At 36.3% G+C, this 25621-nt stretch carries 24 protein-coding genes and 2 pseudogenes; 15 read left to right on the forward strand and 11 right to left on the reverse strand.

Going from position 1 to position 25621, the window contains the following annotated elements:
- The first annotated feature begins 62 nt into the window (after nt 1-62).
- Nucleotides 63-1472 (forward strand): aldehyde dehydrogenase family protein, encoded by a 1410-nt coding sequence (locus YN1551_RS09050; protein ID WP_012716027.1) that lies wholly within the window; start codon nt 63-65, stop codon nt 1470-1472.
- A 279-nt stretch (nt 1473-1751) separates the two neighbouring features.
- On the opposite strand, the pseudogene YN1551_RS09055 reads toward YN1551_RS09050, so the two are convergent.
- Nucleotides 1752-2785 (reverse strand): annotated as a pseudogene (locus tag YN1551_RS09055) (ISH3 family transposase).
- Nucleotides 2786-2924: 139 nt separating this feature from the next.
- Here YN1551_RS09055 and YN1551_RS09060 point away from each other — a divergent pair.
- The 3 genes from YN1551_RS09060 (at nt 2925) to YN1551_RS09065 (ending at nt 3715) form a co-directional block, all read left to right on the forward strand.
- Nucleotides 2925-3125: a hypothetical protein gene (locus tag YN1551_RS09060; RefSeq protein WP_012716024.1), complete on the forward strand. Its 201-nt coding sequence runs from the start codon at nt 2925-2927 to the stop codon at nt 3123-3125.
- 151 nt (nt 3126-3276) lie between these two features.
- Complete coding sequence (locus YN1551_RS17075) at nt 3277-3432, forward strand: hypothetical protein (RefSeq protein WP_012716023.1); 156 nt, start codon at nt 3277-3279, stop codon at nt 3430-3432.
- A gap of 34 nt (nt 3433-3466) precedes the next feature.
- Entirely contained in the window at nt 3467-3715 is a 249-nt protein-coding gene (locus tag YN1551_RS09065; RefSeq protein WP_187146872.1) for a hypothetical protein, read from the forward strand.
- A 235-nt stretch (nt 3716-3950) separates the two neighbouring features.
- On the opposite strand, the gene YN1551_RS09070 is transcribed toward YN1551_RS09065, so the two are convergent.
- From YN1551_RS09070 to YN1551_RS09090, 5 genes are all read right to left on the reverse strand, one after another.
- Nucleotides 3951-4385 carry a Zn-ribbon domain-containing OB-fold protein gene (locus YN1551_RS09070; RefSeq protein WP_012713363.1) on the reverse strand — a complete coding sequence of 145 codons (435 nt, stop codon included), beginning with the start codon at nt 4383-4385 and terminating at the stop codon, nt 3951-3953.
- Nucleotides 4386-4883 carry a Zn-ribbon domain-containing OB-fold protein gene (locus tag YN1551_RS09075; protein ID WP_012713362.1) on the reverse strand — a complete coding sequence of 166 codons (498 nt, stop codon included), beginning with the start codon at nt 4881-4883 and terminating at the stop codon, nt 4386-4388.
- Between the two features lie 11 nt (nt 4884-4894).
- The gene (locus YN1551_RS09080) at nt 4895-6073 is read right to left on the reverse strand and encodes a thiolase domain-containing protein (RefSeq protein WP_012713361.1); all 1179 of its coding nucleotides are present in this window, start codon (nt 6071-6073) and stop codon (nt 4895-4897) included.
- On the reverse strand, nt 6070-7215 hold the full coding sequence (locus YN1551_RS09085) for a thiolase domain-containing protein (protein WP_012710776.1): 1146 nt from the start codon (nt 7213-7215) through the stop codon (nt 6070-6072). Before YN1551_RS09085 ends, YN1551_RS09080 begins: the two co-directional genes overlap by 4 nt.
- Before the next feature lie 63 nt (nt 7216-7278).
- Nucleotides 7279-8394 (reverse strand): acyl-CoA dehydrogenase family protein, encoded by a 1116-nt coding sequence (locus YN1551_RS09090; RefSeq protein WP_012716020.1) that lies wholly within the window; start codon nt 8392-8394, stop codon nt 7279-7281.
- A gap of 100 nt (nt 8395-8494) precedes the next feature.
- On the opposite strand from YN1551_RS09090, the gene YN1551_RS09095 reads away from it, so the two are divergent.
- On the forward strand, nt 8495-10363 hold the full coding sequence (locus YN1551_RS09095; protein WP_012717605.1) for an AMP-binding protein: 1869 nt from the start codon (nt 8495-8497) through the stop codon (nt 10361-10363).
- Here YN1551_RS09095 and YN1551_RS09100 read toward each other — a convergent pair.
- Nucleotides 10355-10987 carry a helix-turn-helix domain-containing protein gene (locus tag YN1551_RS09100; protein ID WP_010923762.1) on the reverse strand — a complete coding sequence of 211 codons (633 nt, stop codon included), beginning with the start codon at nt 10985-10987 and terminating at the stop codon, nt 10355-10357. The genes YN1551_RS09095 and YN1551_RS09100 overlap by 9 nt on opposite strands.
- A gap of 131 nt (nt 10988-11118) precedes the next feature.
- On the opposite strand from YN1551_RS09100, the gene YN1551_RS09105 reads away from it, so the two are divergent.
- From YN1551_RS09105 to YN1551_RS17495, 6 genes and pseudogenes are all read left to right on the forward strand, one after another.
- On the forward strand, nt 11119-12597 hold the full coding sequence (locus YN1551_RS09105) for an MFS transporter (protein ID WP_012717606.1): 1479 nt from the start codon (nt 11119-11121) through the stop codon (nt 12595-12597).
- Between the two features lie 55 nt (nt 12598-12652).
- Nucleotides 12653-13120, forward strand: coding sequence for a flavin reductase family protein (locus YN1551_RS09110; protein ID WP_012713358.1), 468 nt, complete (start codon nt 12653-12655; stop codon nt 13118-13120).
- Between the two features lie 55 nt (nt 13121-13175).
- Nucleotides 13176-14123 carry a 3,4-dihydroxyphenylacetate 2,3-dioxygenase gene (hpaD, locus tag YN1551_RS09115; protein ID WP_012713357.1) on the forward strand — a complete coding sequence of 316 codons (948 nt, stop codon included), beginning with the start codon at nt 13176-13178 and terminating at the stop codon, nt 14121-14123.
- Nucleotides 14120-15595, forward strand: a complete 1476-nt coding sequence (locus YN1551_RS09120; protein WP_012716019.1) for a 4-hydroxyphenylacetate 3-hydroxylase family protein — start codon at nt 14120-14122, stop codon at nt 15593-15595. Before hpaD ends, YN1551_RS09120 begins: the two co-directional genes overlap by 4 nt.
- Before the next feature lie 51 nt (nt 15596-15646).
- Entirely contained in the window at nt 15647-16420 is a 774-nt protein-coding gene (locus YN1551_RS09125) for a DODA-type extradiol aromatic ring-opening family dioxygenase (protein ID WP_012713355.1), read from the forward strand.
- A 17-nt stretch (nt 16421-16437) separates the two neighbouring features.
- Nucleotides 16438-16539: pseudogene (locus YN1551_RS17495) on the forward strand (DNA-directed RNA polymerase subunit M); the annotation flags it as partial.
- On the opposite strand, the gene YN1551_RS09130 reads toward YN1551_RS17495, so the two are convergent.
- Nucleotides 16536-16943 carry a hemerythrin gene (locus YN1551_RS09130; RefSeq protein WP_048051878.1) on the reverse strand — a complete coding sequence of 136 codons (408 nt, stop codon included), beginning with the start codon at nt 16941-16943 and terminating at the stop codon, nt 16536-16538. The pseudogene YN1551_RS17495 and the gene YN1551_RS09130 sit on opposite strands and share 4 nt — an antisense overlap.
- Nucleotides 16944-17008: 65 nt before the next feature.
- Here YN1551_RS09130 and YN1551_RS09135 point away from each other — a divergent pair, with 65 nt between their 5' ends.
- Entirely contained in the window at nt 17009-17503 is a 495-nt protein-coding gene (locus YN1551_RS09135) for a hypothetical protein (RefSeq protein ID WP_012716018.1), read from the forward strand.
- A gap of 9 nt (nt 17504-17512) precedes the next feature.
- Here YN1551_RS09135 and YN1551_RS09140 read toward each other — a convergent pair whose 3' ends face one another.
- On the reverse strand, nt 17513-17863 hold the full coding sequence (locus tag YN1551_RS09140) for a DUF4898 domain-containing protein (RefSeq protein ID WP_012716017.1): 351 nt from the start codon (nt 17861-17863) through the stop codon (nt 17513-17515).
- Between the two features lie 535 nt (nt 17864-18398).
- On the opposite strand from YN1551_RS09140, the gene YN1551_RS09145 reads away from it, so the two are divergent.
- From YN1551_RS09145 to YN1551_RS09155, 3 genes are all read left to right on the forward strand, one after another.
- A complete protein-coding gene (locus tag YN1551_RS09145; RefSeq protein WP_012713352.1) occupies nt 18399-18635 on the forward strand; it encodes a hypothetical protein in 237 nt (78 codons plus the stop codon).
- Between the two features lie 337 nt (nt 18636-18972).
- Nucleotides 18973-20391: an MFS transporter gene (locus tag YN1551_RS09150; protein ID WP_012717607.1), complete on the forward strand. Its 1419-nt coding sequence runs from the start codon at nt 18973-18975 to the stop codon at nt 20389-20391.
- Between the two features lie 117 nt (nt 20392-20508).
- Nucleotides 20509-20811 (forward strand): DUF4898 domain-containing protein, encoded by a 303-nt coding sequence (locus YN1551_RS09155; RefSeq protein WP_012713351.1) that lies wholly within the window; start codon nt 20509-20511, stop codon nt 20809-20811.
- Nucleotides 20812-21173: 362 nt separating this feature from the next.
- On the opposite strand, the gene YN1551_RS09160 is transcribed toward YN1551_RS09155, so the two are convergent.
- Entirely contained in the window at nt 21174-23801 is a 2628-nt protein-coding gene (locus YN1551_RS09160) for a thermopsin (RefSeq protein ID WP_012717608.1), read from the reverse strand.
- Between the two features lie 285 nt (nt 23802-24086).
- Entirely contained in the window at nt 24087-25346 is a 1260-nt protein-coding gene (locus YN1551_RS09165) for a Glu/Leu/Phe/Val family dehydrogenase (RefSeq protein WP_012717609.1), read from the reverse strand.
- Nucleotides 25347-25621 lie beyond the last annotated feature (275 nt).

The following is a 25621-nucleotide window of genomic DNA, read 5'->3' on the forward strand; positions in this document are numbered from 1 at the left end:
TTTAAAAATTGGATTAAGTATTTCATAATTACTTAAAAACTTCTAATACAAATACATACTTGATGAGTCAAGAGGTTATTGAAGTTCGTTCGCCCTCCAATCTTAATGTAATTGGAACTGTGAAAAGAATGCATAAAGATGAGGTTAGAGGAGAAATAGAGGAGGCATATAAGGGATTTGAAATAATATCAAAGATGCCCCTCTATAAAAGGACAGCTATATTGAGAAAAGTATCGGAAATTTTGGAAAGAGAACAAGAGAGACTAGCTAAACTACTTGCGATGGAAGCCGGTAAGCCGATTAGGGATTCTAGGGTTGAAGTATTAAGGGCTTCCAGATTGTTTAGACATGCTGCTGAAGAAGTCGGAATGGTTTTAGAAGGTAAAAATTATAGAGTGGACGCTTATGAGTACCCTCCTGGAAATGAGAATAGAATAGTTGTAAGTACTAGGGAACCGATAGGTGTTGTAACTGCAATTTTACCCTTCAACTTCCCCATAAACTCCTTTGCCCATAAGGTTGCTCCAGCTTTAGCAGTAGGAAATTCAGTAGTGGTTAAGCCAAGTATAAATACACCCCTAGCCGCCATAGAAATGAAGAAAATATTGGTTGAGGCTGGATTACCCGATAGTGCAGTTAGAGTAGTCACTGGTTATAGTAGTGAAATCGGGGATGAGATAATTACTCACCCATTAGTCGGCTTAATTACGTTAACCGGTTCCACACAAACAGGTCTTAAAATAGCCTCTAAAGCTGTTTCCTTAGGGAAGAGAATAATAATGGAGTTGGGAGGTTCTGATCCCATAATCATCTTAGAAGATGCCAATATAGAGAGAGCCTCTTCAATAGCTGTTAGAGCTAGGTTTGAGTACGCTGGTCAGAACTGTAATGCTGGCAAGAGAATTATAGTTAGGGAGGAGATATACGATAAGTTCGTAAAGGCGTTTAACGATAAGGCTAGAGCGTTAAAGGTAGGTGACCCCTTGGATGAAACTACCGACGTTGGACCAGTAATCAACAAAGAGAGCGTTGAGAACTTAAACAGTGTATTAGCAGACGCTAAAGCTAAGGGTGGAAAGGTTGAAATCCTCAATAAGGGTCCAGAGAGTGGAAGTTTCTTCCCACTAACTATGGTAACCAATCCCTCACTGGATATGCTAGTCCTAAAGAGTGAAGTCTTCGGGCCTATAGTACCAATTGTGAGTGTTAAGAGTGATGAGGAGGCAATACGAATAGCTAATTCAACCGAGTATGGCTTACAGTCTGCAATCTTTACTAATGATGTAAATAGGGCTTTAAAGTTAAGTAGAGAGTTGAAGTTTGGTGCTGTTATCATAAATGATAGTACGAGATTGAGGTGGGACTCACTAGCATTCGGCGGATTTAAGAAAAGCGGTATAGGGAGAGAAGGAGTTAGAGAGACAATGCTTGAAATGACTGAAAATAAGTTAATAGCAATAACGCTTCTTTAATATTTTTGAGTTTCTCATCACTATAGTAATTTTTTACCATCTTTTGTGAAATATATAAATAAGGTCTACGGAACGATTTTCCTATAAAGCACATTCTACATGATTAATTAAATTAATGAAAATTCATGAGGCCCATGTGGTGTTATTATTAAGAGATAAGTAAAGGGCGAAATGAGATTTTTATATATTTTGTTTAGTAAAAAATAGTTAAACTATAACGTTACAAATAAATGGGGTTAAGGGGGCGGAAAGCCTCGCCTCTCTGCGGTAGACCCAAAATCACCTCCTTAAAAATAAATCTATAGTGTAAATAAGTGTATCTACTAGATTAAATGTAAAATTCTCTGGATTGAATAAATCAGGAAATAAAAGAATTAATAATAATCTAAACTCCTCTCTCCCCACCTCCCCCTTGAATATGATATATAAGGAGTAGAGTACAAGGGCCAGCACGAAGATCAACGTGCGAAAAACAAACTTAGTAGAACTAGTAAATGGAAGAAAAGCCTTAATGTTCCTATAAGAGGTCTCTATGGGACCTCTTACCTTATTATACAAATCCAACACTTCCCTCTTGGATAGGTCTAGGTTAGTAGCCCTAGCAAAATAAACAAGACTCTTTCTCCTCACTTTTTCCTTGCTGTACACGAGAAGCCTGAACTTGATCTGCTCATCCCTCCTATGCCTCTTACTATTAGTTGTGTAATCCCCGTCAAACTCCTCAAACACCTTAACATCCCCAACAGGCACAGCAACTATATACTTAAACTGTGAAACGAAGTTGAGCACATCAACTGTGTAGAAACCAGCGTCAAGAGTTATCAACCTTATCTTGAATCCCATTGCCATTACTTGCTCCACAAGAACCTTCACTATCTCGTCCTTAGTCATACCGTTCACTTGCGGAATAAAGGCAAGTAAAAGTACTTTCCCCTTATACTTGGTTGTTGCGTAGTTCCACGAGTTTCCTTTTTCAGAGCTCCCTTTCACTGGTTTCCCATACCACGTCTTGGTTGTCCAGTCTATTGAAAGATCTATCTCCTTTACCCCCTTTAATATCTCCAAGGATATTTTCCTAGCTCTTTCCAATAGCTTTTCAATCACTTCCATCCCTTGTTTCACTACGTAATTCCTCAAGGTCTGTGGGGATACGTCATACGCTCTGGACTTGTTCTCTACAGAGTTGTTCCACAAACACGCGGAGATGAGAGTTTTCGCTACCTTCTCTACCTTTTCCCCTTGGAAGTTCAACATGGAAAGTAATTTATATCCTATTTGTTGAATGTTCGGTGAGGGAGACCGGGTGTTACCATCTTCCTATCTCACGTGGTAATACTCCATCTCCCTCACCTTAAACCCTTTCTTCAATTGAATTCTTTATACTCTTGTAAATTTCTTTATCTTTTATAAATTCGATATTATCCTACCAGAAATATTTTTTCTAATACGATTTTGGGTCTATCGTTCCAGGGCGGGGAGAAATTCAGAAGGAGAAAATTTGGTAATGATAAAACTAAGAAGATAAAAGAAGGTCTAAGCAACGTATATTTATGGTTAGAATTAACATCTACCACTCCAGAGTTATATTATCTTTTCATGGATAAACTTAGCAGAATAGTGATGGAAAATAACGTCGATTTGGCATGGAAGTAATTGGAAGAATTTGAACATTATTTATTGGAGCTTAATAAGGGTAAGACTAGGGAAGTAGAATTGGGCTGAATTCTTTTTCACGTTAATAGAGATCTTTTTATATCTGTTTATAACAAAAAATTATTGATAAATGATGATCTCTCACGCCGATGTGGGCTATGCCCAAAAGGGTGAGGGGGATTACGGAGATGTGAGCCCCGTGCCGTTGGGCTCGAAGGAGTCCCATGACCCACCTATAAGGTGGTTGAGGGCTAAGTACCTACACTCGATCATGAATGAACATAAAATGATTGAAATGAAAGTGTAGGGACAAACGGAGGACTCTTGAAAAAATCAGTGATATGAAAAAGGCTCTAATTAATTACTTGGTTTCTATACAAGGAGACAGTGACGAAGCATTTTTAATAATAAGGAATGAAGCTTTTAATTTAATTCTTGGCAGTAATATATACGAGTTAAAAATTAGTGAACTAAGCGAAAATGAGAGGAAATTCTCCGAGAGTTTTAGACTTTATACTGCGTTGAAATTGTTGTTAGACGAGGAGAATAAAGTAAAAAATAAGAGACTTCTTGGAGAAGTTTTTCTATAAGCAAGATAAAGGATAAGGACGGAAAAGTTGTAAATGTTATGATAAGCTTCGCCAGTGCTAAGGAAATATTGAATTTAAGAGAAAACTCAAATATCGCAGTTAAACTTATGCGTAGAGTTGAAGATGTCTGCATATTTTTATCCGGTAGTACGTTATACGGAATGATTCCTTGCAATGTTGAGTTGGATTTGAATACAGAATACATATATTAAGGGTTAAAATGTTTTCGAAAAAATCAGTCAACCTTGACTCGTAGAGGCCATTCAAAACTCGTAATTTTAGCCTTTGCCTCCACTTTAACATTTCCTTCAGCGTAACACAGCAATCCTCCTTCAACATTTGGAAATCTAATTAGGGCAATAAACACTGGTTGTGCTAATTTGTTACCTTCATCATCATTGTAGATTATTGTATACGAATCCACGTAAGCCTCATCCTTATTTACTTCCACGTAATTCTCTATCTTGACGAAGCAGTGTTCACAATAGGATCTAGCAGGGACGAAGACTCTTCCACACTTCCTACACTTACTTCCTACAATCTTACCTTGTTTCAGCCCGTTAAAGAACTGTTCTCCCGCTGGGCCTACTGTATACTCGTATTTTTCAGCTTCCATTACGTCATACCATCTTAATAGCCTTCCTTCTTTTCCACTCTTCTCCCAAGACATTTAGATCACCTTAAAGCATTGGATATCTTCAATACTTCCTTTCCTTTCCTCCTTTGGCTTCCACACCGCCTTAACCCTCTTCCCTATGATTTCCATACTCTTCACTTGTTCATAACTTGCACATATTCTGTGGAATATTCCAGGGTATACGAAATCCCTATCGTTAGAAGGTAATAGCCTTATAATCCCGACTATCTCTGGCTCTTCCAACTTAGCTCTAGTCCAACTTATGAAGCTAGCAACTGCAGTCATTACTATTCCTTCATCTTTAACTTCAACCCACTCGTCAGTGGGTCTAAAGCATTCCTCACAATACATTTTTGGCGGTACGTGAATTCTACTGCACTTATTGCACTTCCTTCCATAAATTTTTCCTTCCTTAAGTCCAAGTAGATATTTGCTCTGAGCCTGTCCCGCAGTGTATGCGTATTTAGCGTTTGGTTTATATGAGAGTATATAATGTTTGCTTAAGTCTTCTTCTTTTAGAGGAGTTACCATCTCATATCACCTCAATTGCGTAAAACTATAACCGTACCGGCTTGCATTAAATCTCCCCAAGCCTGGGCTACACCAGTATGTACTGGTCTCTTAACTTGCATTTTCCCAGCGGTCCCCTTTAACTGCCAATATATACTTATGACTTTCATTAAACCCGCAGCAGCAATAGGATTGCCCACTCCCAGTAAACCTCCACTGGGACTACTGGGTATATCACCATCGATGTCGAATACTCCCTCCTTCAATAATTTTGGAGCCTCTCCTCTCTTAGCCAATTGTAGTGCCTCTAAATGATGTAGTTCTTTGTAATCAAACGGATCATATGGTTCAGCAACGTCTATTTCCTTAGTTGGTCTCTCAATCCCAGCCATTTTATAAGCCATTCTAGCAGCGAATTCCACATATCTAGCGTAAGATAAGTCCCTAGCAGGCCACTCCGTATTGTCTAACGTCCATCCAACTCCTTCAACCCAAACTGGCGTATCAGTATACCTCCTCGCTAAGTCTTCAGAAGCTAATACGATTGCCGCCCCACCATCACTAACTGGACTAACGTCTAAGAGTTGAACTGGCCAAACTAATACTTCGCTCTTTAACACGTCCTCTACTGTTATTTTTGAACCTAATTGCGCATATGGATTATTTACTGCATTCCTCTTGTTCTTAACGGAAACTAACGCGATCTCCTCCTTTTTAATTCCATAGGTTGCCATATATCTATGCATTTCCATTGCAAATATCCAGATTAGATTAGGGTTCAAGGGTTTTTCAAGGATTGGATCCCATATGTATCTGAATATTGCTTGAGGATGAGGTCTATCTGGGCTCATCTTTTCCTCAGCTACAGCAAGTACTTTTTGGCATAAACCACTGGCAACATGATACCATCCTGCTATGGCAGTCATAACTCCAGTAGCACCACCCACATAAACCCTACTTACTGGTTTTCTAATGCCCCCAGAACCATGTGATAAGTATTCGCCCTTTAGGTTAACTCCATCAAAAGCATCTGGTGCACTTCCAATAACAACACAGTCGATATCCTTTAACTCTAGTCCAGCCTCATCTAATGCCTTACTTGCAGCCTCCCATGCAATCTCTTGTGGAGTTTCTAGTAGTCTTCTCCTAAATAGAGTTAAGCCAGCACCTATTACTGCGACTCTTTTATTTAAATGAATGTTTACCTTCATGGCTTTTCCACCACCACAACTGATCCAGTAAGAGTGGGAATTCCACGCCAAGACGCGACAAGTGCCCTTTCACCTTTCCCTTGCTTAATATAATCTATTGCGTCTAACAGTAATGAAAAACCTGAAGCTTCTAAAGGAACTCCCTTAGCTATATGCCCACCTAATGGATTTACCGGAATTTCTCCTTGAGGAGAGAGATTTCCCTCCCTTAAGTCCTTTGATGGTTCCTCAGAAACTCTCAATCCCTCCAAGTGCTGTAATTCTTTGTAACTGTATCTATCATCAACAAAAACAGCATCAAAATACCTTCTAGGCGACTCAATTCCAGCCATTCTATATGCCATATCTGAGGCTATCCTCATGTAGTTTGCCTTTCCTAGCTCTGCAGTTTCTAGGTTTGAGGAATCAGTTACAAATCCCAGTCCCTTGATTACTAGATAATCATCTTTTTTCAGCTTTTTACCAACTTCCTCATCAGCAACTACTATAACTATTGCTCCATCAACAAAAGGCGCCATATCCAACTCACTAAGAGGGTAAACTACGTAATCTTTCTTTAACACGTCTTCAGCTGATATATTACTAGCATAAGACGCTCTAGGAGATGATAGACCAGCTTTCTTATTCTTTTCCACTACTAATGCTAAGTCTTCCCTTGTTATCCCTTTTCTTTGCATGAACTTTACCGCATCTAACCCTGCAATAAAATGGAAATTTGGTGGATTAATGGATCTAACGTATATGGGATCCATTGCGAATTTCACTAAGTCACTAAACGTTAGTATGTCGCTTACCTTAGAATGGGCTTCAATTGACACTACGTTAGCTACACCGGAATTAATATGCATTACAGCGTGAGCTAATCCTTGAAGCGCGTCTCCAGCTACAGTCATGGTTGGTCTCATTGCTCCTCCCATTTGGTCTGGCGCGAATTCGTCAGCTATCGATATTCCCTCCCAGAAGTCCTCTTGGCAGGATATAAAAGAGTCCACATCATTTCTAGGATTTATATTTCCCGCATCCTTATATGCCCTAGACGCAGCCTCGAAAACCATCTCTCTAAATGAGACTTCTGGAGTTGTAGACCTAAAGCCGAACCAACCTATGCCTATTATGGCAATTCGATTCAAAAAAGTCCCCAAATATATTCTCTTGACGTACTTATTAAAGCTTTTTAGCCTTACCTATGAAAGGATCGAAAGTAACTAAATATACGGTATTCCATACCGCTCAATATATTTAGCAATAATGTGTCTTTGTACTTCATCAGTTCCCTCACCTATCCTAAGTAATCTGGCATCACGATATATTCGTTCAATAGTGGTTCCCTTAGCGTAACCCATACCACCAAATACTTGCAAGGAGATATCGACTATTTCGTTAGCGATAATCGCCGATAATAGCTTTAACATTGCTACGTAAACTCCCTTATCCTTTGAATTCTCATCAAACTTATTGCTAACATCCTTAGCCATTGATTTTACCGCGTTGAGTTTAGCTACGGAATCGGCGAAGTACCATCTTATCCCTTGAAAATCATAAATTGAATTGCCAAATGCTGTTCTAGATCTAGCCCACTTAAGAGCTTCTTCCAACGCAGCCTCAGCCAAACCTATTGCAATCCCAGATATAGCAAGTCTCCCTATCTCTAGTACTGAATTTACCATATTCCACCCATTATTTACTTCTCCAACTACGTAATCTTTTGACACTTCACAATCATGAAAGATTACCTCAGCAGTTCCAGTTCCCCTATTACCCATGACTTCTATTTTTCTAGTCTCAACGCAATTACCCCTAGGCACTATGAAAACGGATAAATCATGCCTAGATGAGCCAGTTCTCGTAACTGTGACGAAAATATCAGCGTAAAGTCCTTGAGTTATCCACATCTTATGTCCTTTTATTCTCCATAATCCATTTCTTTTCTCAGCGAAAGTCTTCATGGAGCCTATATCACTTCCACCAGAAGGTTCAGTTAGGGCAAAACTACCTATCATCTCTCCCTTACTCATCGGTTCTAGAAACTCCTTCCTTTGTCTTTCGTCTGCATATAATCTAATCATTTCGCCAGCCAATTCTCCTTGAGCGTCAGCAATTAACGCTAAGGACCCGCTAACCTTGGCAATTTCTTCTAAAATTATCATCATATCGTAGTGTGAAAGTCCATTAGTTAAAGGGATTAGAAAGCCTAACTCTCCGAGTTTCCTAACTAAATCTCTAGGGTAGTAATCTTCTTTGTCTATTTTAGTTGCTATTTTTTCAACATCTCTTTTGAGGAATTCCCTCAGTGATTCTATAAAAAGCTCTTTTTCGCTCATATATTTATCCTACATTTAATAACTTTTAAATCTTATATCAATCTATCATTATTGAACGAAAGGTATATATAATTTTTAATTTACAAATGTATATGATAACATGAGTTGGAAAATATATTCTCTAGATCAGATTAAAGCATTGGCGAAATTCTCTATGGAAAATCCAGAAGCCTTCTGGCGAGATAAGGCTAATTACATAACTTGGTTTAGGCAACCAGAGAAAATACTTGAGGGAGAACCACCGTACGAGAAGTGGTTCGTTGGAGGAACCACAAATATATCCTATAACGCTATAGATAGACATTTACCAGATAAGAAAGATAAGGTGGCATTTTATTGGACCAATGAAAGATTAGATAGTTTTAGGTCAATATCCTTTCAAGATCTTTATCAAGAAGTAAACAAGGCAGCCTATGTCTTAAGTGAATTGGGCGTGAAAAAAGGCGATACGGTATCCATGCTAATGCCTAATATACCAGAAGCTGTATACTTCTCCTTAGCAACACACAGACTGGGGGCAATTCTAATAATACATTATGTAGGTTTGAGCGAGGAAACAGTGGCATATAGGTTTAATGATTGCGGTTCAAAAGTATTGATTGTTGCTTCAAAGACGTTTAGGAATGGAAATGAGATAAGAATTAAGGATTTTGTGGATAAAGTTTTGGAATCTCATACTACACCCATACAGAAAGTCTTGGCAGTGCCGAGGGGATATTCAGATTTTAATGTTAATGGGAAAAGGGATGTTGTGTATGATGATGTGAAACCTAAAGGGAAAGTTTACGTTAAACCAGTGGAAGTTGAGGCTAACGAGCCAGCGACAGTTTATTACACGTCTGGAACTACGGGAAGACCTAAGGGATTATACCATAGTAATGGAGGGTATGTGATAGCACTCAATTGGGCTTTTAAGGCAATATTTAACCCAACAGAGAATGACGTTTGGTGGACTGTTTCAGAATTAGGTTGGCCAGTATGGCCAATGGCAAATTTATACACGATACCAGTAATGGGAATACCTGGTGTGCTTTTTGAGGGATATGTTGGTTATAAAAGGGATCTATTCTCGAGAGTAATTGAGAGATATAATGTAAGCCTAGTTTGGAGTTCTACCACAACTCTTTACACTCTCAAGAGTTTAGGAGAGGAGTCAGTTAAGAGCGGAGATACATCAAGCTTAAGAATGATTCTTAATACAGGAGAACCTTTAAACGTTGGAGCGTGGATGTGGTTAAATCAGAATCTTCCTCAAGTTAAGATAGCAGATGCGTACTGGATGACAGAGCATTTATCGCCAGTTGGTGCAACTCCTTACGGAATCGGCGAAATTCCCTTTAAGGCAGGTTCCGCTGGTATACAATTCCCAGGAGGAACATATTTCTTAATTGTTGACGATGAGGGAAAACCATTACCTCCTAAGCAAAAGGGGTATATAGTGTTAAAACCGCTTAACCCAGCCTTAGCTAAAATGTGGAATGATCCCAATTACGAGAAGATAAAGGAGAAGTATTGGTCTAGGTTCCCAGGATACTTCTACACTGGAGATTACGGTTATGTTGATGAGGATGGATATCTGTTCGTGCTGGGAAGAGCTGATGATGTAATAAGAGCTGAAGGGGAGAGGATAGGAACACTTGAAGTTGAAAGTGTAATAGTAACTTATCCCAACGTGGCCGAAGCTGCCGTAATAGGTCAAGGCGGTAACATAATAGCGTTTGTAGTCCCAAGACAAGGGGTTGAGGTTGGTGACGCACTCAGAAATGACATTAAGAACTATTGTAGGAACGCTGGTTACATAGTTGATAAAGTAGTGTTTGTGAAGAGACTGCCTAAAACCAAAAGCGGGAAGATAATGAGAAGGCTACTAAAGGCTATCCTAGCTAACGAGAATCCAGGTGATGTATCAACATTGGACGATATAAGGATAATGGAGGAACTTAAGGAAGCGTTGAAGAGCCTAAGCTAAAATGTTTTTTATGGAAAACGCAATTAACTTCCTTTGGGCATTTCTCAAATGATAGAGGAACGTTACTTTACTTATTCCTAATAGCTTAGCTAATTCATCGGCAGTTGCTCTTCTGGGATAGTCTAAATAACCATAGGAATAGGATACCGTAAGCACTTTCTTTTCCCATTCAGTCAGATTAGGGTAGAGAATTGGGTTAAAGTCAGTTGTCTCCACTCTTTTCACCTTTCCTAAACTTTCGATCTCAGTAAGAATCTCTCGAAGATTTTTGCTGGAAGTTACAAATGACCATTTTTCGTCTTTACCTTCTATGAGATTACCCAGAATCAACACTTCCTTATCGTAGAGGACCCCAGCTATTGATCCCTTGTATTTATTTAAAAAATCCACATAAGTTCCTCCCTTAAACCTATCTACCTTCATAACCTTTATAACGCTTCTGTGTGTTTTCATTAAGTTTGATATAACCTTATTTTCCATTGAATCGATAAGAATCCTACTCCTTAAATAGTTCTTATGTGGATAAACTTCTAAATTAATAGTATATGCGGTAAATGGCATGTGTGAAGTCCAACAATCTTCATGGCTTACAACTATATCTACATGTTTAATCAAGTTAATCATGTACTATTTAAACTCTTTAAAAATATAAATGTTATGTATTATAAGAAACTATAATATAGTATACTGTTAGTCGTATGTTTATTAAACTAGTTTAATATAGAATATTAAATTATTGATTTGAAAAGCCAAATATGGCAGAAAAGGCTGCAGTAAAAGCAGGGGAAGCGATTGCTAGAATGGATAGAATCCCAATATGGGGACTTTCATATATTTTTATAGGAATATTAGGTATAGGGTTTCTCTTCACATTTTATGACATTTTCGATATAAATGTATCATTTATACAAACGGCATTAACGCTATTTCACGTTAGCAATCCAACTTCTCCTCAGATTCCAGCATTACTAGGCCCCATAGTCCTATTAAACCTAGTAGGGTATATAATAGGAGCCCTTATACTTTCTCCAATATCTGACGTAATAGGCCGGAGGAGGATGCTAATGATAACTATGATCATTACAGGCCTTGGCAGTTTATATAACGCATTGGCGAATAATTATGTTAATTTTTTAGTAGCAAGGACCATAACTGGTATTGGTGTTGGTGCTGATTTAGCAATAGTTAATACTTATATTGGAGAAGTAGCTCCCATTAACGGAAGGGCTAGATACACTAGTCTAGTATTCTTATTTTCAACACTAGGCGCAACACTAGGCATATGGTTAGGATTGTTCTTAACAACGCCCTCTGCTCCATTTCCTCTTGGATTACCGTTTGCACTTGGTGGAAGTGGGTTCTTTGCGGTTAATGGATGGAGAGTAATGTACGGGATAGGTGCGTTATTGGCTTTAATAGGATTGCTCTTAAGGTTTAGCTTACCTGAATCTCCAAGATGGTTAATATCTAAGGGTAAATTAACTGAAGCTGAAAGGATAGTTGAGGTGATGGAGAAGAAAGCTACTGGCAAGTTAGGTAATCTCCCACCATTACCCAATATAATTCAGCCTTATATTGCAGAGAGGTATTCCTATTTAGATGCATTAAAGACCATATTTAGTTCCTCACTTTATATAAAGAGGTTTGGAATACTTGTCTCAATGTGGTTATTTGGTTATATGACCGTCTATACCTTGGCAGCTGGTTTAACATCTGTATTAGCCTCACTGGGATTTGCTCCACCAGAAGCTGGAATGATTGCGGCAATAGGTGTTATAGGTTTCATATTAGTTCCTATAACAACCTTCTTTGTTGGAGATAGACTTGAAAGAAAGACGTGGACAGTCATTTCAGTAGTCTTCACAATAATTGGGGGATTATTAATAGCTATAGCTGGTACTAACATAGCATTATCTTTCCTAGGATCTATAATTCTCTTTTATGGTTTTAATTTATGGGTTCCAACATCATACGCTTGGACTGCTGAGAGTTTTCCGACTAGGGCTAGGAGTACTGGTTTCGCCTTATGTGACGGTGTAGGTCATATAGGGGGTGGGATAGGGATTATTGCAATTTCCTCTTTCATAGGTTCTCTGATAGCTTCTGGGGTCACTACAGCTTTGGCAATAGAGGTATTTTTGCTAATAGCCTTATTCCAAGCAATTTCAACAATAATTGCAATAGCAATAGGACATAGGTCTGCTAATAAGAGATTGGATGAGGTTTCACCCTAAGACATCAACTCAGTTTAATGATAAACTTAAATAATTTTTTTAAGTATATACTCTCATGAGCGAGACGATAAGGAATATAATGAGATTATTTCCACTAGGAATAGTAGTAGTTACAACTAAATGGAGTGATAATTTAGTAGGAATGACGGTCAACACATTTAATTCGCTTTCTTTAAATCCACCATTAGTTATGTTTACCGCAGATAAAACTAAGGGTAATGATGTACCTTTTATCGAGAGTAATGGTTTTATAGTAAATTTTGTCGATGACGAAAAAATCTTCAATACATTTGCCTTTAAGCCCATAAAGGAGAGATTCAAGGAGGCAAAGTTCTTCGAAGGTTTAGATGGAATACCCGTATTGGCTGACAGTTACGCTTACATGGAAGTTAAGAAGTATAAGACTATTGATATTGGTGATCACACCATTGTAGTTGGTGAGGTAATTAATGGAAAGGTTGTTAGAGATAATTTCTCACCCTTAGTCTATTACAATAGAAATTATTGGAAGTTATGTAGATAACCTTAAATCAGTTTAATAGTGAATTAATTTATCTTTTTGCACTTGATAGTGTTTGATGATCAACACTTTACGTACATCTCATGTGTGTATAAGAGTTAGCGATTTGGATAAGGCGAGATACTTCTACTCAGAACTCTTAGGATTTGTGGAGACAGAAAAGGATGGCGATTATATTTATTTGAGAGGGATTGAGGAAGGTCAGCATCATAGCTTAATACTAAAAAAGGCCAACTCGGCTGGTTTATCGTATATAGGCTTTAGGGTAAGTAAAGGAGAGGAATTAGATAAGGCCAGAGAAGAATTGGAAAACCTAGGTCATAAGGTTAGGAAATTTAGGGAAAAGGGTATTAATGAAGCTCTATTATTTGAATCCCCCGAAGGAATCCCAATACTTCTATACTATGACATGGAGTATGTAGGCGATTTAAGATTAGCATTTCATAGGCATAGGGGAGTGAGTCCAGTCAGGTTAGCCCACGTAAATTATATGGTTAAGGACTTGGAGAGAGAATTGGAGTTCTTTAAGAGATTCATGGGTTACTATGAGACTGAGAGGTTCTTGGATAAGGATGGGAATTTGGCAGTAGTGTGGTTAACTAGAAGAGGGGATTCACACGAAATAGCAATAGCGAAGTCAAGTAAAAACGTTCCGGGATTTCACCATGAGACGTATTACGTTCATGATGTAAAAGATGTCATTAAAGCCCCAGATATTCTAGCCTCAGTGGGATTGTGGGATAGTATAGAAAGGGGTCCCGGTAGACATGGTGTAACTGAGGGTTATTATATTTATTTGAGAGATTTTGATAAAAATAGAATTGAGTTCTTCACCAACGATTACGTGGTTCTGGATCCGGATAAGTGGAAACCAATAGTTTGGACCTATGATCAATTAAGGTATAGAAGTGATTTTTGGGGAAGGCCGATTCCTCAATCTTGGTTAACTGAATGGGTTGCCGTGGAGGATATTTCCACGGGTCAATTAAAGGGGTGGTCTGGATGATAAGAAGGGGAACAGATTACATAAAAAGTATAAAGGAAAACCCACCAGTAGTTTACTATGAAGGAGAAGTAGTAAAGGATGTTACAGAACATTCAGCATTTAAAATACCGATATCTACTGTTGCGAAATATTATGATCTACATTGGGATGAGAAATATAAGGAGTACCTAAGGGTTTATAACCTTGATGTGGGAGAGGAAACTAGCATAAGTTTTCTAAGACCTAAAAACAAGAAAGATTTAGGCAAATTAAGGGATGGCCTAGTAAAGATATATGATTACTATAGGGGATTCTTCGGTAGAAGTCCAGACTACCTAAACTTATGGACAATGGTATTCTATGCACACGCTGAGGACTACTTTGGAAAACAGTTCGGTTCAAAGTTCATGGAAAATGCGATTGAAATTTACAAAGAAGCTACAAAGAGAGATTTGTTCTATACCCACGCAATTGTGGCCCCAATGTACGATAGATCTAGACCACCTTCTCAATGGGAAGATCCATACATTCAAGTGGGAATAGTTGAGGAAAAACCAGAAGGTGTAGTAGTAAGAGGAGCCGCAATGATATGTACCGCCGGTCCTTATGCGGAGATGTTATGGTATTTACCAAATGTCAGAAGAGATAGTGATCCTAGATATGCAATATACTTCTCTATCCCAACAAACACTAAAGGAGTTAAGTTCTTGTCTAGAAGGGGGTTCCAGCCTAGGGAAGGAGGAGAATTTGAATACCCAATATCTTCTAGATTTGAGGAATCCGATGCAGTTTTAGTGTTAGATAACGTCCTAATTCCTTGGGAAAGGATAATATTCTTCAAGAAGCCTGAGTTAATCGAAGACCTAATGTGGCATACCGTTCAGTTAAGGGGATGGTTTAACTGGCACTTCGTAATTCAACATTATAGCAGGTTAAAATTCCTTGCTGGTTTAGCTATCGCCATTGCTGAAGCTTCTGGCACCAGTAATTTCATTAACGTTCAAGAAAAGATAGGTGAGATACTGATATATGTAGCTCTAAATGAGGCAGCCCTCTATGCATCAGTTGAAAGAGCCCAAGAATTGCCCAATATTACTAGACCAGATCCCTATATTTCCATTTCAGCCAGTCACTTCAACATGAAGACAGTTCCCAGAGCAAATGAGATATTAAGGTCAATTAGTGCAGGATCATCAATACCTATACCTGCTGGTATTAAAGATTTTGAAAATCCCGAGGAAAGAAAATTATTGGATAAGTACATGGCAATGAAAGGTCTTGATGCCCTAGAAAGAGTTAAGATGTTTAACCTACTGTGGGACGTTATAGGATCTGAAGCAGGGATGAGATATGAACAATATGATAGGTTCAGTAGGGGTGATCCCACAATAAGATGGGCTCAAACTTATACTGAGGTATTCAAGGATAGAAAGCACGAATTCGTCAAATTGGTTAAGGATATAATCGATCAGATGCCTAATCCTAAAGCTTAAGTGAACAAAAGTTAACTTAATTTTTTATTTATATTTTTGGAGTTCTTGTTAATGACAATTGGCTTATTTATATCTCATGGTTCTCCTACAATACTGATTGATGAGAATAAGTGGAAGGACTTATTGAGAAGAGTAGGAAAGGAAATTGAGGAGAAGTATAAACCAGAAACAATAATAGTCTCAAGTCCCCATTTCGTCTCATGGACGGAAACCTTCTATATTGAAAGCAGTGAGAAGCTAGAGTGTATTCAAGATTATTACGATTTCCCAGATGAGACTTATAAATACTGTTATAACGCGTTAAATGACACTGAACTAGTTGAAGAAATAGTGAAAAACGCTGAGGGAAAAGTAGTGAAAGATGATAAATGGGGATTAGATCACGGTGCGTGGATTCCCCTCTTCTACATGTTTCCCGAGTATAAACCAAAAGTTGTAACAATATCAATTACTGACAATTCGCCAGAATCACACTATGAAATAGGTGAAAAGATTAGGAAAGCAGTAGAGAAACTTGGAAGGAAAGCAGTGTTTTTAGCCACTGGTTCACCAACTCATAGGTTAGACTTGTTTTACTTTAAGATAACTCCTAAACCTACAAAATTCGATGCGATATTAATGGATCTAATAAAATCTGGTGAATTTGAGAAAATATTAAAAATTAGTGAACTTTATCCTAAGGAGTATCAGACTGCAATGCCAGAGGGAAATCTAAATACTCTACACATGCTCTTAGGGTATATTAAACCAAAGAAGGCTGAGATACTAGGATATGATACACCTTGGCCCGGAGTTAGTATGCTAGCCGCAAGCTTTTATGAGTAAAAGACTCATTTTTAGACGTGCGTTTTTGTCCTAGATGCGGTTCGGCGAGAGCTATATTACTTAATAAGAAGAAAAGATTGTATAGGTGCATGACGTGTAGCTTTGTTTACACTATTTAGAAATTTCTTATATCTATACCAGTAATTTTTTGATAGTTTTCAAAGCCATATTGTTCTATAATGTCTAAGACCAAACCTTTTCTTTCTTTTACCTTCGGAAATACGTATTTCTCTTCATTCAGATTATGATCTAACACTATTTTCATATACCTAGGTACCCAATCTTTTCTCTTCTCCTTTATTATCGTATCACCGTACTTCTCAATTAGTTTATGGTCGTTTGAATAAGGCTTGGCTTCTGGTATATCTTTAAAGACATACAAGTCCTCCATCTTCGCGTGAACATTAACTATGAAGTCATGTAATGTTTCCAATTCCTGCAAAGAATTATCAACTTTTTCCAGAAAATAGAACCTTATTCTAAATATACCATGTTCAAATTTAAGTAGTTCTATTAAGTCCATATTTTCATTAATGTTGGGATTACTAAAAAACCTTTTATTGAAGAGTGAAAAGTGTAGAGATAGTAATGAAATTCTCATTTCTCCTATTACTGATAATAACCGTAATTTCGAAAACGTTTATGCTAGGCAATTATATAATACATGTTAACGTAAATGAGAATTTTCCATTAGTTCAAAGCGTTGAGAACTCCACTATTGGTATAAAATTTGTAGTAAGTGTAAAGAACTTTACAGTAGAACCTCAAACTATTGATAAGTTATTAGCAATAAAGAATAGCACCAATTTCTCGGAAATAATTGTACCTTATTATCTGATTAACAAAACATTCTCAATAGTTTATAATGGGAGTTATTATGCAAACATTACAATAAGCTCTGTGCAAGTAAACGACAGTAATAATTTTGGTGGAAATCTTACGAATGTTTCATTCATTTCTACCTCTTCATCTCCTTTAGCCTTAAACACTTTTTACAGTAATGGGGTTATTGTAATGGTACTAGTTGCAACATTTTCAATAGTCTTATATACAATTTTACAGACCAAGAAGAAGAGAAAATAAGAGGAAAGATTAAGTTCGGAATGCTGAAAGCTCCTTTGATTCTTCTCTCTCACTTACGGATTGTAGTCCAATTATTATCATTGATTTCTGTGGTAGTTTAGATGTGATATAGCACGATACTTCTAGTGTATCTTTAGCTCTAATTAAACTTTCCTTAATTATCTTAACTGGTAAATCAGAAGATATTACTACGAAATATTTGACACTGTATGGAAGGAACGTGCTAAAGAATTTTTCAAAGTTTGAGATGATTTTTGTATTTATAAGGAATATATGTCTTATATCTTCTTTCTTTAAAAGCTTTAATAAATCATCATCAAGATAACTTTCAAGTTCTTTAACACTTAAGTGTTCCATCATATATAAAGTATCCTAAGTTATATATTAATTTAACTTCTTTACACTTCATCAGATTTCAAGGACAAGGTTTATATGTGTAAATATACTTGTAGTTTAAAGGGCAAGGATCTCTCTAAATTTATGCAAAAACCTTAAGTATGTTAGGGAGAGAAGCGATTAGGATTCGTTAGTAATTATAATATTATCTCTAGATTAGCGTAAGTCTATAAGGGAATACTTGATTAAATAACAGTGTATCGAGAAAAATAAGAAGCATAGTAATAATATTATTATGAACAATAATTTGATAATCTATACTCAAAAGCAATGGTCAAGGTGATCTACAAAATCCTCCAAGGAGAATGAAACGTACCAAAACACCTACTACTCAAGCAAAGACTCAATCAAATTATTAGACCTTAACTACTCCAAACACTCTTGGGGTAGCAAGATAAAAAACAAGATCGTAATAAAGCATAACAAGCTTGAGGCTATGTGGGACAAATCTGCATAAGTGGGGAAAGGTTAATAATCTCGGGGATTTATAATATAAATCATGGCATATGTTGTAAAAGTGGATGATAGAGGTAGGATAAAGCTTCCTAAAAATCTAGCTAATGCTGACTCGGTAATAATAATTGAGGCAGGGACTTTCTTCGTCGGTATACCTATTCCTAAGGACCCCTTGGCTGAAACTTACGGCATAATTAGAACTGAGCTTAGTGTTAAGGAGCTGAAAGAAATTACTGAAAAGGAGGCTGAAAGGGACGCATTAGGAAGGCACTCAAAATGATGATAGAGAGTGGGGTTTGGGCTTTATTGAATTTTCATGAATTTGTATCTAATTCTCAGCCCTTGGGCCTCACCAGAGTCACGGGGCATTGCCCCACTCATACCCCTCCACCTATATAAGAAATATCAGTAAAAAGGTTTGGTCAACCTTAGACGTCAATATTGAATGAAAATGCATTGCCCTTTAAAGTGTGATTAAGTATAGTTGCTTATCATAACTAAGTTGTAACTAAAAGCATTACTATTTATGGTAAAGAGTTAACACTATATCATTCTTTTATGTTCATTGAAAAAGATATATCGGAAAATTTATTTGTCTTTATATCGCTCTTTTCTTTATGGACTCTAAAGAAGCAATGCGTACTTTAATTACCCTCACTCTAATGTTAACTTTAGTAAATTACGTTGAGACAATGGTTATACCTGCACTGCCGAAAATCGAAACACAATTCTCTACTACAGCCACAACGGTTGCATGGATAACATCAGCCTATCTCATAGTTGGTGCAATTGCATCACCACTTTTTGGAAAACTTGGTGATAGATATGGGAAGAAGAAAGTTTACCTCTTATCTATTGGGTTTTACTCGTTAGCTGTATTATTAGCTGGGTTCTCAACTAACATCTACTTTTTAATTTTCGCTAGGGCGATTCAAGGATTAGGCTATGCAACGTTTCCTCTTGCAATAGCCATTATAACTGACCTATTTCCCAAAGAGCGAGTTGCATGGGCTCAAGGTATTTTAAGTGCGACACTCGCAGCCGGTCCAGCCTTAGGATTATTAGTAGGTTCCTATATAGTTCAAGATCTTGGATGGCCTTATGCGTTTCATACCGCATTTTTACTATCAATAATTCTAGTAATAATTTCCGCAAAGTACATAGTTGAGATCCCCGAGAAGACTAGGGAGAAGATAGATTATTTAGGGGCAACATTTCTTATGCTAACAGTAGTTCCGTTATTAGTATATTTATCTAATGGTCCTAATGTTGGTTGGACTTCACTTAGTCAATTGTTATTGATTGCGATTTCAGTAATAGCATTTCCCATATTTTTATTGGTAGAGAGAAGAGCCAATGAACCCTTGATGAGACTTGAGTTATTTGGAGTAAGAAATATAATGGTAGCAAATATAGCTGGGCTAATATCTGGAGCTGGAATGTTTTTAATGTTTACAGGATTAGTCTATTATCTTCAACTACCTCAACCCTATGGACTAGGCTTATCCATAATAGAATCTGGGCTGTTAATGGCACCTGTAGCTTTAGTAATGATGATTGTCGGACCGATAGTAGGTAGATTGATTAACGCTACTGGACCTAAGCCATTACTTATCATAGGTTCTGTAATTAGCATTTTTGGTTATTTGCTTCTAGATACTTTTAGGTATAGCGTATATGAAGTTGTACTTGATGTCATGATAACTGCTGTAGGGTTAGTTAATATTATGATTCCATTAGTTAATATGGTCGCAGTATCTTTACCAGAGGAACAAAGAGGAATAGGAATAGGAATGAACACTTTAATAAGAACTATCGGAAGTTCAATTGGCCCAGTAATCTCAACACTGTTTATGGATACCTACACTACATGGATAATATATGATTTTAACGATCAAATTGTACCGTTAGCTCAAGTACCATCTTATTTAGCCTTTCATTACATGTATACTGCTGCAGTCAGTATAATGGTCCTAAACCTTATCGTTGCTTTATTCACTAGGAATTACGTAATTAAGACGGGGCAACATGCGTGAGCTTTCTACTTATCTTTTCTATTTAAGTATTGCAGTATAAATTGTATAAATCCTATATACTTCTTATGGAATATTATACATGTATACTTATTAACATGGAAAATATACATAAATATAATGGTAGTTATACCAATTGAGGAGTTATCAGAACATGTTGAGGATAGCCTAATTAAAATGATAAGTAAAAGTGGAAGTGTGAAGTTTGTTAGGTACGTTAGTCCCAGTTTGATAGTTGATGCTCAGAAATTTTTCAAGACTTTTGTACCTACTGCTAAGTATTATGTAGTGATAGTGCCAGACAACGTAAAAAATGAAAAAGTAAAAGATGAGCTTATATCTATGTCAAGAAATAGTTTTAATTTTACAATCCTTTATTCTTATAAGCTTATGGATAAAATTTTAATAATAGGTTACGATTGATTGAAACAAAAGAAGGGAAAAGTGTTATAATAGATAGCTTGAAGGAAGAAAGGTCGCAAATAAGGAATTACTAATATCGGACTGTAATATATTAGTACTTGTAGCGCTTGAAAACGTCATAAATAAGTTTAATGCTCCCTTCAGTGTAGGCAACAATTTCACTCATGAAGCGTAGTTTAAATTCCCTTAAATCGGCTTTCATTGACATGTAAATATTTAGTAGAAATTAGAAGGAAAAACTATAATATTCAATTTTTACTATAGAATTTTATGTTGAATTGAAAATGAGTTTCTAATCTATATGATACTAAATTAATGAAACTGCTGTCTAAGCTGTAGAGAATAGCAGAAAGAATTAAAAATTATTTTCTTTTACTGATTACTAGTATAACAATTATAACCATTATTAAGATTATACCCGCAATAATTCCTATGCCTACGTAATTATATCCAGAGTTAACTATTAACGTTTTCACAGCAGTCTTACCCCATAAATCTTTAGCTATTAGCGTAATATTATTTTCACCGTTTTGCAACTTAAACTGTAACTGGGTTGTTGATGAGTAGTTACCTACAAGTTTACCGTTTAAGAAGATAAGATAATACGGATCAGTTCCGCCATTAACTGAAGCCGATAATGCAATTGATGTATTATACTGAATGAAGTTTCCTTGAGTTTGTTCTTTAACACTTAACGAAGGAGGTGGGACTATTAACACTGGTTTACTCATATTTATTATATAACCTGCAGAATCTCTCACCGTTACCGTTATTATATAAACTCCTATGCTGCTTAAATCTAGTTCCTTAATGGATTCATTACCCACATAACTTCCGTTAATATACCAAGAAATATAGTAGGGTGATGTTCCTAGAGATACTGTAGCGTTAACTGGAAACTCAGCTCCAGAATCTATAGTAGTTTTAGGTACTGATAACTCAACTACGGGATCAGGGTTAACCTTTATAATAACGCTCTTCGCTGACGATACCCCTAGAACGTCTTTTACCATAACAGTAATGTTATATTCGCCAATATTAGAAGGCGTGAAATTATACAGTTCATCCCCAATTCCACTACTTACTAAAGAGTTATTAACGTACCAGTAATATATAAGGCTTCCAGATCCTCCTTTACCTATAGCCTTTATTACTTCCCTTAATCCCTTATCTGTCTCAGAGGTATAACTTAATGTAGAAATATAGGGATTGGGATTGATAGTGAAATTATATTTTGAAATATTTATACTACCTGCGTAATCCTCAACTTCTATTTGAATGGTGTATTTTCCTATACTATAGCCCTTCATGTTTACTGCGTAATATGCAATTGAAGTGTAATTTATAATTTTATATGTTTCTGATAATATCCCGCTATCATTAGATATTGTAATAGTGATGTTATATGGCTTAGTACCTCCGCTTATTATTGAGGTAAAGTTAAAGTATGGCAATGCAAGATCTATATAATTGGTTACGTTGAGTATTTGTACTTTTAAGGGTGGGTTTATTGTAAGTGAGAATTCGTAAGATTTTGAATTTCCATTAAAATCAGTAAGTTTTATTTTAACAGTATAATTACCTGGAGAAAGCGGACTTAAGAATAAATAATACGTTGATACAGAGGGGAATAGAACGTAAGTATATCCAGATAACTCGTTTCCACTGCTATTGCTAATTGTAACGTTTAACTTATACGGTAAAACTCCGCCAGAGACGTTTATAGTAAATATATATGGGAAATTCTGGTCTGTAGCTTTAGTGTAATTAACAACGTTAAATCTCAACTGTGATACGTTTTCGTTTAAGTTGTTTATAACTTGATAACCACTACTCACTAAATAAACGCCATTATATGAAATAGAATATAAGTTATCTGCAGATTCCTCAGTATCAAGACCAAAGGGGAAGAGGAATTTAGGGGGTGCTAAAGTTCCGTTTAAATATTGATAGATCATAGCTAATTCTACATTTGATTCATTAAAGAACGTAAACTCGCCATTACCTCCACCACCTAATATTAGCTCTGCATCGTAAGCAAGCCCTCCTGCAGTGAAGTTATAACCATCTACTAGGATATATGCTGATAAAGTATTAGGTATTAATATGGTGACATTATCGTACCATATGGCTGAACCACTCTGGTTCATATAACCAAAAGATATCATGGGACCTTGAGAAGTATATGATGTGTTTATGAGTAAGTATTTTAAAGAGGGTATCAAGAGTGTTGAGAAATTGGTACCATATGCGTAATAATCATTTCCATTATTAGTAACGTAAACTATTCCATTACCTTTTACACTACTATTAGATAGAATTGAGATTTTACCAGTGAAATTCCATATATTATCTACAAATCTGTAGGAATCATTATTGGTATAAATTTGTATAACATTCTGTAACCAAAGTTGTTGAGAACCACCTATAGTATTAACTTGAAGAACTACATTTAACTGAATAGATGCAGAGTAATGACTTATACCAGCTGGTGGTGTTGAATTATAAGCTAGTAATTTGTTAATTTCAACAGCACCTATTACACTTTTAATTTTCTCTATATAAGGACTAATAACACCGTTGTTAATCTTAAGACCATAATCGGCTATACCAGTAGGCAAGGGTCTTGTTAGAATATAGTAATTTAACGTAACAGGATTATTACTAATGTTATTATTGAAAACAATATAATATTGCCCACTTAGAGGAAAGAATCTACTAAGGGAATTAGTAGTAATTGAATATATTGACTGAGATGAACCCGTTTGATTAAATTGATAAAATTGTGAAGGAGTCATAATCATGAACGTTATTGGTGACGATGTGTAAAAAATTACGTCAATACCGCTTTCCTGTGTAACATTTTCACTAATATAGAAAAGGTAGTGAGGAGGTAATTGTATCTGGCCATATAAAGGTAGGGATAAAGTAAAAAAGGAAAATAATGGAATAATTAACATTGCCAAAAGTAGTATTTTAAGCAATCTCATGTGTAAAAGTGGATACCATGTTATATTTAAATATTGTTATCGTAATACTTTATGTAACTAACGTTAACAATAACGCTTTTACCAACATTATTTTAATGACATTTTATCGATTTATGCTAATGATATTAAGTGATCAAAAATTAGTAAAACTTATACATTTAAGGGGCTAAGTAATAAATTATGAAAGTTGAACTCTAATCAAGCTCTATTCTTTATTTCATTATTATCCTACCTTGTCTTATCTTTCTCTTTAAGGGGTCTAGGATTAAGCCCAAGGAAAAAATATTATAATAGACCTCTAGCTTTCATAGCTCTTACTACTCTATCCACAGCTAATGCCATGGCAGCAGTTCTCAGATCGTGATCTTCTAATTTCTTTTGATGATAATCGTATAGGGTATTGAAAGCATTGTTCATTCTGTCGACTATAAGCTTCTTAGCCCCTTCATCGCTTATTATTTGACCCATTTTATTATTAGCCCACTCTACATAACTTCCAACAACTCCACCAGCATTAGCAAGTATATCTGGCACAACTACTATGCCCCTTTGTCTCATTATTTCATCTGCATCAGCAGTCAATGGACCATTTGCACCCTCAACAATAAGCTTAGCCTTAATCTTGGGAGCATTAAACTTATTTATGACGTTTTCAAGCGCTGCAGGTACTAATATATTACAGTCCGATATTAGTAGTTCCTCATTTGTGACCTTTCTTCCCTCAGGATAATTTGTCACACTTCCAGTTTTCTCCTTTATTTCCATAGCCTTTCCAACATCTATTCCATTCTCATTAATTACTCCACCTTTAGAGTCACTAATTCCTACTATTTTAGCTCCCATATCGCTTAGGAATTTAGCTGCATAATACCCAACATTTCCGAAGCCTTGAATTATTACCCTAGCTTCCTCAATACCTCCTATAAACTTATTCGCAGCTTCCTTAGCTATGGTAGCAACTCCAAGTCCAGTACTGTATAATCTAACACCTATTCCACCTAGTTCCACTGGCTTCCCAGTAAATACTGCGAAATCAACATTTCCAGTTATCTTTATGTACTCATCTAGGTACCATGCCATGGTTTGTGAATCTGTGTTCACATCTGGGGCTGGGATATCTAATTCGCTACCTAAATATTTATAAATAGCTTGGATAAACTTTCTCGATAATTGTTCTAATTCTTCTTTAGTCAACTTTTTAGGATCTACTCTAATTCCACCTTTTCCTCCTCCATATGGTAATAATAGTAATGAGTTCTTCCATGTCATTATCATAGATAACGCTTCTACCTCATCTTGTGTAACATTAGGATGATACCTAATTCCGCCCTTGTATGGGCCTAAAGCCGAGTTGTGCTGACTTCTCCAACCCATAAATGTTTTTAATTTACCATCAGACCCTCTAATTTGTATCTTAACTTGAATTATTCTTTCGGGCTGAGAAAGCGTTTCTAAAGTTTCGTTATCAAGACCCAATAATTCTCCGACTTTATATAACTTTTTGACTTGTTGAGTATACAGACTCGAACTAAGAACTTCTTCCATCAATATAAATTCGTTTTCCCGGAATAAAAATTTATTCCAGCACAGCTTTAAAATTTTCTTAATTCACAATTTTCTTTAGGTGAAAAAGTCAAAACGATATAAAAAGGGAATTTATTAATTGATATGCTACCAAAATGTAATAAATGGTTTTTAGTTGTTATTTGCTTTTTAGAAATTGTTTGGAAACTCACAACTATTATAATAAACAGTTTCTACTTTTCATTATTTTAGCATGATTTTTCGACCTAAAATAAGGCATAATTTCTTGATTAAAA

It is taken from the genome of Sulfolobus islandicus Y.N.15.51, assembly GCF_000022485.1.
In the GTDB taxonomy this organism is placed as follows: Archaea; Thermoproteota; Thermoprotei_A; order Sulfolobales; family Sulfolobaceae; genus Saccharolobus; species Saccharolobus islandicus.